Genomic DNA, 11,978 nt, shown 5'->3' with positions numbered 1-11,978 from the left:
CCTCAGTACTCGATGCGGCTGCCGAAGGCACCCATGCGCGAGCACGCCTCGTAGGAAGCCGTCACCGGACGCTCGCGCAGGATCTGCCGGGCCCGGCGCTCGCCCAGGCTCATCGCGTACCAGGGGACGTCTCCCGCGCGGGAGATCTCTTCGTTGATCCCGTGCAGGGCACAGGACCGCTGGGGCTCGGGCAGCCGGTCCAGGGCGGGCACGGCGTCCGCCGACAGGGACTGGAAGTAGGCCAGGTCGATCTTCGAGTCCGCCTCGAAGCGGGCCACGTTCCGCTCGGCGACCATCCCGTCCGGGGACAGCAGGCCGAACACCAACACCGCCGCGGCAGCGCTGCCCGCGACCGCGCGCGCCAGCCAGCGGCCGCCGAACAGCCCGGCGGCCATGATCAGTACGATGACCAGCCCGAGCCACAGCTCCATCGCGGCCACCGACACCCGCAGTCGGGTCAGCCCGTACGCGTCCACGTAGAGGTCCATCCGGCGCAGCGCGGCGGCGACGACGACCAGCGTCAGCGTGCACAGCACTCCGAGGACGACGCGGACGAAGCGGCGGTCGCCCGCCCCCGAACGCGGAGCCCAGCGCAGGGCGAGCGCGATCACGGCGAGGGTGAGCAGGGTGGCCCAGAGCAGTTGCCAGAAGCCCTGGCGGGCGTACTCGGCGTAGGTCAGGCCGGTGCTTTGCAGGACCTTGTCGTAGCCGCCGAACAGGACGGCCAGCTGCACGGCGTTGAATCCGGCGAAGAGCAGGTTGAGCACGACGAGCGGAAGGGCCCATTCGACCCGGGAGCGCGGCTTGCCCGGAGCCACCTTGATCCGGTCCCAGCGCAGCGGGGCCGCGGCGGTGCGGGCCGCGGCGAGGGCGAGCACCGCGCCGAGGACGAAGAGCATGAACCGGATCGGCCCGTCCTCGACCGACACGTCGGGCAGCAGGCCGCCCAGGAGATCGGCGAAGGCGGCGTCGGCGGAGGCGAACAGCGCGCCGAAGAGCACCAGCAGGGCGACGGCCACACCGGTCGCCTTGGCGACGGGCAGCCAGCGGTCCTTGCTGACCCCGCCGCGCGAGCGCAGCCCGGTCACGAGCCAGGCGGTCCCGGACACGGCGGCGTCGAGGAAGCCGAGCGGGCTGAGCAGGACGCCGGGCCAGGTGCGGCTGCCGTGGAGGGCCAGCGCGCCCAGCAGGACGGCGGACAGGATGGCCAGCGTGGCCGGCCACGCCGAATCGCGCAGGGCGGGTATGGCGAGGAGGGCGAGGCATCCGAGCACCCAGGCGACGGTCCAGGGGCGCGCGGTACGGCCGGCCGTGCGGGCGGCGACGTACGCGGCGAGGACGGCGGGCACCACCGCGACCAGCAGACCGGGGCCCATGCCGTCACCGAGCAGCAGGGCGGTGGCCAGGCCGGAGGCGAGAACGGCGACGATGGCCTCGGTCGGGATGGGAGCGGCCTCGGCGGGGCGCACGAGCGTGGCCCAGGAGGGCGAGGCCGAGGACTTCGCCAGGGCTTCGGCGCGGGAGCGCTGCTGCTGCACCTGCCAGGCATGCCAGGCCGCGGCGTCGGCGGGCACCCCCACCCCCGCCGGCGCCGGTGCCGGTGACGGTGCCGGTGCCGGTGACGGTGCCGGTGCCGGTGCCGGTGCAGAGGGCGACGTCGCGGGCGAATCCCCGGCTGCGGCCTCTGCGTTGACCGCGTCCTTGGACCGGGCTTCGTCCGCCCCGCCGGTGTTCTCTGACATCGGTTTCCCTCCCCTGTCGGCCGCCCCGGAGTTCAGGGTGGGGCGGCGATGCGGACAGAGTAGGCCGGTGCGGTGCAGTTTTGAACAGGATCAAAAGAGTGCTGTGGCAGGACCGTGACAATCGGAACAGGCCACTTCACCTCGCTGATGCGGCCATGGGACGGGGTGATCCGGTGATGCCGAGGTGGCGTCAGGCTCCGCGAGGAGCGCCCAGATCGGCACGGGTCCGTTCGTGATGGCCGTTCATCAGGACCATCAGTTCCCCGTCCACGGGCGTGGCGCCGTGGTTGCGGGACCAGCGGCAAGTGCGGGCGGCCAAGCGGCATCGGCGAACGCCCGGAAAGGCCGAATCCGCCCGAATCGCCCGCGAGACGAAGCGCCGCCGACCCCGCGGGGGCCGCGGGCGTCAGCCCGCCGCCACCTCCGGCAGCCAGGCCGGCAGAGCCTCGGTACGCGCCAGCCACGCGGCCGGCAGCACGGCGTCCCCGCGTGCGCCCAGCACCCCGCCGACGATCGCGCAGGTCGTGTCGACGTCCCCGCCCACCTGCGCGGTGGTCCAGAACGCCCGCTCGTAGTCGTCCAGCGCCCGCGCCGCCGACCACAGGGCGAAGGGCACGGTGTCGTGCGCGCTCGTGCGCCGCCCGCAGCCCAGAACCGCCGCGACCGTGGTCGCGTCGCCGTAGTCCAGCATGTCCCGCGCCCGCCGCAGCCCGGCGCCCACCGCACTGCGCGGCACCAGCGCGATCACCCCGTCCAGCAGGTCGGAGGCCTTCGGCGGACCGTCCGTACCCGCGGCCAGCGCGGCCGCCGCGGCGACGGCCATCGCCCCGCACACGGCCTCGCGGTGCTGGTGCGTGGTGTAGGCGGAGATCTCCGCCTGGTGCGTGGCCTGCTCCGGGTCGTCGGCGTACCAGGCACCCAGCGGCGCGATCCGCATGGCGGCGCCGTTGCCCCACGAACCCTGCCCGTTGAACAGTTCGGCGGCCAGCGTGCGCCAGTCCTGCCCCTCCCGCACCAGACGCAGCATCCGGTTCACCGCGGGCCCGTATCCACGGTCGAAGTCGTGGTGGTGGGCGAAGGAACTCGCGAGCGCGTCCTGGTCGATGCGCCCGCGCTCGGCCAGCACCGCCACCACCGAGCAGGCCATTTCGGTGTCGTCGGTCCACTGCCATGCGCCGGCGCCGGCGGGCAGCTCGCGCCGCTTGAGCAGCGGGTAGTTCACGGGGACGAAGTACTGGGAGCCCAGGGCGTCACCCAGCGCCAGCCCTCGCAGGCTGGCCATGGCGCGCGCGTAGCGCCGTTCGGGAGTGGAATCAGGCGTCATCGCGGGCAACTCTAGCCGTCCAGGTCATAAGGCTCGGGTGTGGTCCACCGCTCAAACGGGCGGTCCATTCGGTACCGGCCGTCCGGGCCGAGCAGGAGGGCACGGTATTCGCCGTTGCCCGGATTGGAAAGGGCCTCGAATTCGGCCACGGACCAGTGGAACCAGCGCATGCAGAACAGCCGCATGGTCAGCCCGTGCGTCACCAGCAGCACGTTCTCCGGGTGGTCGGAGGCCTCGAAGCTGCGGTAGAGGCTTTCCAGGAACGACCCGACCCTGTCGTACACGTCGGCCCCCGACTCGCCCTGCGCGAACCGGTAGAAGAAGTGTCCGTACGCGTCCCGGTACGCCTTCTGCAGTCGTACGTCGTCCCGGTCCTGCCAGTTCCCCCAGTCCTGCTCGCGCAGGCGGGGCTCCTCGCGCATCCGCACCCGTGCCGGGTCCAGCCGCAGCTCCCGGAAGGTCTGCAGGGTGCGGCGGTAGGGGGAGACGTACGCGCTGATCGTCTCGTCGCCGAAGAGCTCCCGCAGCCGTTCGCCCGCCGCCGAGGCCTGCTCGCGCCCGTTACGGGTCAGCCGCAGGGCGTGGTCGGGTTCCCTCTCGTACACCGAGTCGTCGGCGTTCCCTTCCGATTCCCCGTGTCGGACAAGGACGATGCGCCGTGGTCGAGCCATCCCACGACCCTATTAGGCCCCTGGGCTGCCGGCCGACCGGGCACGCCGAGCGGCCCGGCGGTCATCGTACGGTCATACCGTCCAGGAGGGTTCGAGGTCGACGACATCGCCGGTGAGGGCCTCGACATCGGCCTGGATCTGGGCGCGCAGGGAGAGCCGCTCGACGCGCTCCTGGCGGTACTTGCCGTGCTCGGCGGCGGCGTGCCACATCGACAGCACGAGGAACTCGCGGCCCGGGGCCTCCCCGAAGAGGCCGCGCACCATTCCGGGCGAGCCCGCCATCGCCGGATTCCACACCTTCTCCTGCATGAGGGCGAAGTGGTCGACCCGGCCCTCGCGGACCCGTGTGTGCGCGACCCGTACGACGTCGGCATCGGTGAAGCGCGGCTCGAAGCCGGTCTTCACGTCGAAGCGGTGGTCGAAGAGGGTGACCCGCAGATCGGTGTAGGTGCCGTTCTGGGAGGCGGCCAGCCGGTCGTGCGAGCGCGCCATGAAGGAGTCGTAGAAGGAACGGCTCTCCCAGAACGCGAAGACATGCGCGACCCCCTGCCGACCCCGGCTCCAGCCGCCGCCCTGCCCCCGGAATCCCGGCTCGCCCGGCAGCCCCGCCCATTTTCGCTGCCCGCGCTCGAACCCGCGTCGGTCCGTCACCGTGCAGCGAATCCACTTGACCAGCACTGCGCCATCGTACGGGCCAGGCGCGGCCCCGGTCAGTCCCCGGCGCGGTGGATCCGTACCAGTTCCGCCGCGTCCCGCTCGGGCAGCCGAAGTCCGAACTCCCGGTCGAGCACGGCGAGCAGCTCGTCCGGGCCGACGGTCTCCGTCTCGGCCCGCCCGTCGGGGTGCAGGCGGGTGAGTTCCCGCCCGACGAGCGCCCGGCGGACGTCGTCGCCCGGGCGCTGGACGATGAGCCGCCCGATGAAGGAGGAGGCGGGGTGGCTGGAGCTGTAGTGGTTGAGCACGACGTAGTCGACGGGGTGGTAGTGCTGCGGTGAGAAGGCGTACAGGTCTCGCCAGGTGTCCCCGCGCAGCAGGCACAGAACGCGGACGCCGTCCTGCTCCTCGCGGACGCGGTAGGTCCACTCCCCCTGCCGCACCTCTCCGCCCGACCGTCCGAGCGGTACCGGCTCGCGAGGGCCCTGGTGGCCGAAGCCGGCGTCGCACAGCCACGGTTCGCCCTCGACGGTGACGACGAGGACGGCGTGCGTCACGGCCGACAGGCAGTGCCCGCGGGTGCGGTTGCGGGCGCCGCGTCCGGAGACCGCGAAGCCGATCCGCTCCAGGGCAGCGGCCAGCAGCGAGTTCTGTTCGTAGCAGTAGCCGCCGCGACGGCCGTGCACGAGTTTGTCCTCGATCGACTTGAGGTCCAGCGCGACGGGGCGGTCGAGCAGGACGTCGAGGCTCTCGAAGGCGATGGCGGCGGTGTGGGCCCGGTGCACTGCGTACAACGTGGGCAGGTCTGGGCGGAGTTCCCCGGACGCACCCGTGTCCCCCGGGAATCCGATCCGCGCCAAGTAGGCGTCCAGGTCCAGCTCGTCACCGCTCCACATGGCCGACCATCTCCCCGTTTCCCCGAGTTCCCGGTGTTCCCCGCAGACGCACTGCCGTGAAATCCGCAGGCGCCCTGTCGCAGGCACCCGCACAATGATCGCCATGACCGCCCTGCACACCAACCCGCTTTTCGACCGCCTCGCCGACGCCGAAAGCATCCTGATCTCCGGTGCGGGCGGCGGGTTCGACATCTACGCCGGCCTGCCCCTCGCCCTGTCCCTCATGCACCAGGGCAAGAAGGTCCAGCTGGCGAACCTGTCCTTCAGCCCGCTCGCCGGACTGCCCGTCGAGGCGTGGGCCGCCCCCGACCTCGCCGCCGTGACCCCCGAATCCGCACCCCACCTGTCCTATTTCCCCGAGCGGACCCTGGCCCGGTGGCTCCGGATCCACGGCTACCCGACCACCGTGTACGCCTTCCCCCAGATCGGTGTGCAGCCGCTGCGGGCCGCCTACCGCGAGCTGATCGACCTCCACCGCATCGACGCGATCGTGCTGGTCGACGGCGGCACGGACATCCTGATGCGGGGCGACGAAGCGGGCCTCGGCACCCCCGAGGAGGACCTGACCAGCGTCGCGGCACTGGCCGCGCTGGACGATGTACCGGAGCGCCTCGTCGTGTCGGTGGGCTTCGGCGTGGACGCGTACCACGGGGTCAGTCACGGACTGGTGCTGGAGAACATCGCGGCGCTGGAGCGCGAGGGCGCATACCTCGGCGCGTTCTCCATATCGCGCACAACCCGGGAGGGCGCGCTCTTCCTGGACGCGGTGGCCCACGCCCAGGAGCAGACCCCTGACCGGCCCAGCATCGTGAACGGCTCCATCGCCGCGGCTGTCCGGGGTTCTTTCGGGGACGTGCAGTTCACCACCCGCACCCGGGGCAGCGAGCTCTTCGTGAACCCGCTGATGTCGCTGTGCTTCGCCTTCGATCTGCCGGGCCTGGCCGCGCGCTGCCTCTACCTGGACCGCATCGAGGATACCCACCTGATGCGCCAGGTCCATTCCAGGATCGCCGAGTTCCGCGAGGAGCTGGTCACCCGGCCGCCCCGCCGCATCCCCCACTGACGGCACCCGGCCCGAACAGCGACCCGTGGGTCCCGCTCTATCCTCCCGATATGAAGATCATTAATGGTGTCGTGGTCGGGGTCGGATTCGGGGCGTCCACCTCGCTCGTCAACGCGCTCTCCTCCCCGTACTCGGCCCTCGGAGCCCCCATCACGGGCACCGTCTGGGGCGGCGCCGCCAAGGTGCTCAGCCTGTTGCTGGACTCCGGCTGGGCATGGGCCGCGCTCGCGGTGGCCATGGGCTGGCTGGCCCGGAGATGGGCCAGAGGCGCCCTGGCCGGCGCCTCGGCGCTGATCGCGGCCACGGCGGCGTACTACGTGATGGATGCATTCGTCCTGGACGAACCGCTGGCCGCCTTCAGGTCCGACCTGGTCCTGTGGTGGACGGCGAGCGTGCTCTTCGGCACGGTGCTGGGTGTGGTGGGCGCAGCCATCAGGCGTCCCGGGCCGATCGGTCTGCTCGCCGCGCTGACGGTGCCGGTCGGCGCCGCCCTGCAGATGATCCTGCTGCCGCCCAGCCCGCACATGACCTCGACCCCGGGAACCATCCTGGCCGAGGTCATCGTCTGGACGGCCGCCGCGACCGGCGCCGGCTGGGCCGTCCACCGTTTTCGGACCGCGCGGCAGGAAGCCCGGACCGCATAGCGAACGCGAGAGGGAGGGGCGTCGGCACAAGGCCGACGCCCCTCCCTCTCAGAGATCACGCTTCGGGTTCAGCTGCGCCGGATGTCGGGCATCCGGCGCCATTGCGCCCGGTGTCAGCTGCAGCCGCTGGTGGAGCCGCAGCCCTCGCAGATGTAGCAGGAGCCGGCGCGCTGCATCTTCGTACCGCAGGAGAAGCAGAGCGGGGCGTCGGCCGAGACGCCGAGCTGCATCTCGACGAGTTCGGCGTTGCTGTGCGCGGTCTTCGGGGCCGGGACGGACACCGACGCGACCGGCTTCGGGGCCGACGGGACCGCTGCCAGCGGGGTCGCCTGCGTCAGGGACTCGGTGTCCAGCTCGTCCTCGAGGGGCTCGTAGGAGCCGGTGTCCAGGTGACGCTGGCGCTCCTCGGCGGAGTGGATGCCGAGGGCCGAGCGGGTCTCGAAGGGCAGGAAGTCGAGCGCCACGCGGCGGAAGATGTAGTCGACGATCGACTGCGCCATCCGCACGTCCGGGTCGTCCGTCATGCCGGCCGGCTCGAAGCGCATGTTCGTGAACTTCGAGACGTAGGTCTCCAGCGGAACGCCGTACTGCAGACCGACCGAGACGGCGATCGAGAAGGCGTCCATCATGCCCGCGAGGGTCGAGCCCTGCTTGGACATTTTCAGGAAGACCTCGCCCAGACCGTCGTCCGGGTAGGAGTTGGCCGTCATGTAGCCCTCGGCGCCACCGACCGTGAAGGAGGTGGTGATGCCCGGGCGGCCCTTGGGGAGGCGCTTGCGGACGGGGCGGTACTCGATGACCTTCTCGACGGCGGCGCGGATGGTCTCCTCCGTCTTGGCGGTGACCTCCTCCTTCTCCTCCTCCTTCTTCTTGGCGGAGAGGGGCTGGCCGACCTTGCAGTTGTCGCGGTAGATCGCGAGCGCCTTGACGCCCATCTTCCACGCCTCGAAGTAGATCTCCTCGATCTCCTCGACGGTCGCCGTCTCCGGCATGTTGACCGTCTTCGAGATCGCACCGGAGATCCAGGGCTGGATCGCGGCCATCATGCGGACGTGGCCCATCGCGGAGATGGAGCGCTCGCCCATGGCGCAGTCGAACACCGAGTAGTGCTCGGTCTTCAGGCCCGGGGCGTCGACCACCACACCGTGCTCGGCGATGTGGGAGACGATCGCCTCGATCTGCTCCTCCTGGTAACCCAGGCGGCGCAGGGCCTGCGGGACGGTGCCGTTGACGATCTGCATCGAGCCGCCGCCGACGAGCTTCTTGAACTTGACCAGGGCCAGGTCCGGCTCGACACCGGTCGTGTCGCAGGACATCGCGAGACCGATGGTGCCGGTCGGCGCCAGGACGGAAGCCTGGGAGTTGCGGAAGCCGTTCTTCTCGCCGAGGCGCAGGACGTCCTGCCATGCCTCGGTGGCCGCGGCCCAGATGGCGTTGTCCAGGTCCTCGGTGCGCGGCGCGACGGCGTTGGCGTCGGCGTGCTGCTTCATGACGCGCTTGTGCGACTCGGCGTTGCGGGCGTAGCCGTCGTACGGGCCGACGATGGCGGCCAGCTCGGCGGAGCGCTTGTACGCGGTACCGGTCATCAGCGAGGTGATCGACGCTGCGAGGGTGCGGCCGCCGTCGGAGTCGTACGCGTGGCCGGTGGCCATGAGCAGGGCGCCGAGGTTGGCGTAGCCGATGCCCAGCTGGCGGAAGGCGCGGGTGTTGTCGCCGATCTTCTGCGTCGGGAAGTCCGCGAAGCAGATGGAGATGTCCATCGCGGTGATGACGAGCTCGACGACCTTGGCGAAACGCTCGGCGTCGAAGGACTGGTCGCCCTTGCCGTCGTCGTTCAGGAACTTCATCAGGTTCAGCGAGGCGAGGTTGCAGGACGTGTTGTCCAGGTGCATGTACTCGCTGCACGGGTTCGACGCGGTGATACGGCCGGACTCGGGGCAGGTGTGCCAGTTGTTGATCACACCGTCGTACTGGATGCCCGGGTCGGCGCAGGCCCACGCAGCCTCGGCGAGCTTGCGGAAGAGCGCCTTGGCGTCGACCTTCTCGATGACCTCACCGGTCATACGGGCACGCAGACCGAACTCGGTGCCGTTCTCGACGGCCGTCATGAACTCGTCGTTCACGCGGACGGAGTTGTTGGCGTTCTGGTACTGGACGGACGTGATGTCGTCGCCGCCCAGGTCCATGTCGAAGCCCGCGTCGCGCAGGGCGCGGATCTTCTCCTCCTCCTTCACCTTGGTCTCGATGAAGGCCTCGACGTCCGGGTGGTCCACGTCCAGGACGACCATCTTGGCCGCGCGGCGGGTGGCGCCGCCCGACTTGATCGTTCCGGCGGACGCGTCGGCGCCGCGCATGAAGGAGACGGGGCCGGAGGCGTTGCCGCCGGAGGAGAGGAGCTCCTTGGAGGAGCGGATGCGGGAGAGGTTCAGGCCGGCGCCGGAACCGCCCTTGAAGATCATGCCCTCTTCCTTGTACCAGTCGAGGATCGACTCCATGGAGTCGTCGACGGCCAGGATGAAGCAGGCGGAGACCTGCTGCGGCTGAGGAGTACCGACGTTGAACCACACCGGGGAGTTGAAGCTGAAGATCTGGTGCAGGAGGGCGTAGGTGAGCTCGTGCTCGAAGATCTCCGCGTCGGCGGGCGACGAGAAGTAGTCGAAGTCCTCGCCGGCCTTCGTGTACGTCTTCACGATCCGGTCGATCAGCTGCTTCAGACCGGTCTCGCGCTGCGGGGTGCCCACCGCGCCCCGGAAGTACTTGCTGGTGACGATGTTGACCGCGTTCACCGACCAGAAGTCGGGGAACTCGACGCCGCGCTGCTCGAAGTTGACCGAGCCGTCACGCCAGTTGGTCATGACGACGTCACGGCGCTCCCAGCTCACCTCGTCGTAGGGGTGCACGCCCGGGGTGGTGTGGATGCGCTCGATACGCAGGCCGCCCTTGGCAGCCTTGGTCCCCTTGGCGCGGGAACCACGTGCCGAGCTGCTCGCCGTCTCTGTCATGCCGCTTCCTCCCATATGCGGGCAAAAACGCCCTAAAGTGCCATCGATATTCCGCGGCACGGTGCTGTGTCTTGTATCTACGTCTCTTCGCCCGCCGAACCGGCCGTGTCACGACGCGTGAGCGCCGCGACACAGGCAGGCCGGCTAGTCGGCGGCGGAGGCGGGCACGGGGACCTGGACGGTCCCACCGGGCTCGCACTCATCGGGATGAGACCGCGACACGCGGAGTTCCGCGATGGCGGTCTCGAAGTCTTCAAGGGTGTCGAAAGCTTTGTAAACGGACGCGAAGCGCAGGTACGCGACCAGGTCGAGCTCCTGCAAGGGGCCGAGTATGGCCAGACCCACGTCGTGGGTGGTCAGCTCGGCGCTCCCGGTGGCGCGCACCGCCTCCTCGACCCGCTGGCCGAGCTTGGCGAGGGCGTCCTCGGTGACCGGACGTCCCTGGCATGCCTTGCGCACGCCGGAGATGACCTTGGTGCGGCTGAAGGGTTCCGTCACACCGCTGCGCTTGATCACCATCAGCGAGGCCGTCTCCACCGTCGTGAAACGACGGGAGCAGTCGGGACACTGACGGCGCCTGCGGATCGACGTGCCGTCGTCCGTGGTGCGGCTGTCGACGACGCGGCTGTCGGGGTGCCTGCAGAAGGGGCAGTGCATGGTTCCCTCACCCTCCCTCTTGGCACGACTGAACCACCCCACGGAGCCCCTGAACGACGGAGGCGGACTCCGTCGGGGGCTCGTGAAGCAGCCACCAGCATATGCGATGCCGGGGCCCTCGGAAGACCCGAGGACCACAACCTCTGGGTGGCAGCGCTCATCCAACCACTAGATCTTGGGTTGTGGCGGATTTCAGCGGCCCCGCGTGTCGCGGCGTCCGATGGGCGGACGCGGGGCTCCCCGGTGCCACACTGGGGCACGGGCCCGGACGGTGGCGATCCGACCGGGAAGGGTACCGTAAGCAGCGGAAGCCGGGCCGAACCCACGTTCGGCGAACCGATCGTCCATACACCTCTTGATATGCCCACGCAGGACGATCTGCGATTTTTCACTCGAACGTGTGTTTGGCGCAACCTTTCGAAAGCAACTACCGTTGTCCAGCTAGGGAGAACATTTCGAGAGGGGCCGACGTGACCACCACCGCAGACAGTGCCGCCATTACCGCCCAGAACCGCTCCCAGAGCCAGAGCCGACTCGAGCCGGTGCATGCCATGAACGACGCAAACCTGAACCCGGATGCGGAGCCCGCCGTACGCCCCGCACGCTCGCTGCCAGGTCGACCTCCAGGCATCCGCGCCGACAGCTCCGGGCTCACGGACCGGCAGCGGAGGGTCATCGAGGTCATTCGCGACTCCGTGCAGCGGCGGGGTTACCCGCCGTCGATGCGGGAGATCGGCCAGGCTGTCGGTCTGTCCAGCACGTCGTCGGTCGCACACCAGCTGATGGCCCTGGAGCGCAAGGGCTTCCTGCGCCGTGACCCGCACCGCCCCCGGGCCTACGAGGTGCGCGGCTCCGACCAGCCCAGCTCGCAGCCCACGGACACCACCGGCAAGCCCGCCGCCTCCTACGTTCCCCTGGTCGGCCGGATCGCGGCCGGCGGCCCGATCCTCGCCGAGGAGTCGGTCGAGGACGTCTTCCCGCTCCCCCGCCAGCTCGTCGGCGACGGCGAGCTCTTCGTCCTCAAGGTCGTCGGCGACTCGATGATCGAGGCCGCGATCTGCGACGGCGACTGGGTCACGGTCCGCCGCCAGCCCGTCGCGGAGAACGGCGACATCGTCGCCGCGATGCTCGACGGCGAGGCCACCGTCAAGCGCTTCAAGCGCGAGGACGGCCATGTCTGGCTCCTCCCGCACAACGCCGCCTACCAGCCGATTCCCGGCGACGAGGCGACCATCCTCGGCAAGGTCGTCGCGGTACTGCGTCGGGTCTGACCCCCGCCGCCCCCGTTCAGCCCCCGGGTCCACTGCGCCGGTCCCGGGGGTTGC

Annotated in this window: 10 protein-coding genes; 3 read left to right on the top strand and 7 right to left on the bottom strand. The window is 70.3% G+C overall.

All coding sequences use genetic code 11. From position 1 onward, the window contains the following. Positions 1-2: 2 nt before the first annotated feature. From ACWGE1_RS23990 to ACWGE1_RS23970, 5 genes are all read right to left on the bottom strand, one after another. Positions 3-1,574, bottom strand: a complete 1,572-nt coding sequence (locus ACWGE1_RS23990; protein WP_453422547.1) for a DUF4153 domain-containing protein — start codon at positions 1,572-1,574, stop codon at positions 3-5. Positions 1,575-2,148: 574 nt separating this feature from the next. Continuing rightward, the gene (locus ACWGE1_RS23985; RefSeq protein WP_453422546.1) at positions 2,149-3,066 is read right to left on the bottom strand and encodes an ADP-ribosylglycohydrolase family protein; all 918 of its coding nucleotides are present in this window, start codon (positions 3,064-3,066) and stop codon (positions 2,149-2,151) included. An 11-nt stretch (positions 3,067-3,077) separates the two neighbouring features. Continuing rightward, positions 3,078-3,737, bottom strand: coding sequence for a histidine phosphatase family protein (locus ACWGE1_RS23980; RefSeq protein WP_453422545.1), 660 nt, complete (start codon positions 3,735-3,737; stop codon positions 3,078-3,080). A 72-nt stretch (positions 3,738-3,809) separates the two neighbouring features. Further along, a complete protein-coding gene (locus tag ACWGE1_RS23975) occupies positions 3,810-4,415 on the bottom strand; it encodes a YdbC family protein (protein WP_030008846.1) in 606 nt (201 codons plus the stop codon). Between the two features lie 32 nt (positions 4,416-4,447). Then, entirely contained in the window at positions 4,448-5,287 is an 840-nt protein-coding gene (locus ACWGE1_RS23970; RefSeq protein ID WP_453422544.1) for an arylamine N-acetyltransferase family protein, read from the bottom strand. A 103-nt stretch (positions 5,288-5,390) separates the two neighbouring features. Here ACWGE1_RS23970 and ACWGE1_RS23965 point away from each other — a divergent pair, with 103 nt between their 5' ends. Continuing rightward, the gene (locus tag ACWGE1_RS23965; RefSeq protein WP_453422543.1) at positions 5,391-6,350 is read left to right on the top strand and encodes a DUF1152 domain-containing protein; all 960 of its coding nucleotides are present in this window, start codon (positions 5,391-5,393) and stop codon (positions 6,348-6,350) included. A gap of 50 nt (positions 6,351-6,400) precedes the next feature. Beyond that, a complete protein-coding gene (locus ACWGE1_RS23960; RefSeq protein WP_453422542.1) occupies positions 6,401-6,994 on the top strand; it encodes a hypothetical protein in 594 nt (197 codons plus the stop codon). A gap of 113 nt (positions 6,995-7,107) precedes the next feature. On the opposite strand, the gene ACWGE1_RS23955 is transcribed toward ACWGE1_RS23960, so the two are convergent. Both ACWGE1_RS23955 and nrdR read right to left on the bottom strand, forming a co-directional pair. Continuing rightward, complete coding sequence (locus tag ACWGE1_RS23955; RefSeq protein ID WP_453422541.1) at positions 7,108-9,996, bottom strand: vitamin B12-dependent ribonucleotide reductase; 2,889 nt, start codon at positions 9,994-9,996, stop codon at positions 7,108-7,110. 144 nt (positions 9,997-10,140) lie between these two features. After that, on the bottom strand, positions 10,141-10,653 hold the full coding sequence (gene nrdR, locus ACWGE1_RS23950) for a transcriptional regulator NrdR (protein ID WP_453422540.1): 513 nt from the start codon (positions 10,651-10,653) through the stop codon (positions 10,141-10,143). Between the two features lie 470 nt (positions 10,654-11,123). On the opposite strand from nrdR, the gene lexA reads away from it, so the two are divergent. Then, positions 11,124-11,924, top strand: a complete 801-nt coding sequence (gene lexA / locus ACWGE1_RS23945; protein WP_453422539.1) for a transcriptional repressor LexA — start codon at positions 11,124-11,126, stop codon at positions 11,922-11,924. The last annotated feature ends 54 nt before the right edge of the window (positions 11,925-11,978 follow it).

Source organism: Streptomyces sp. NPDC054932 (assembly GCF_053610205.1).
This window is presented reverse-complemented; position numbering and strand designations above follow the sequence as displayed.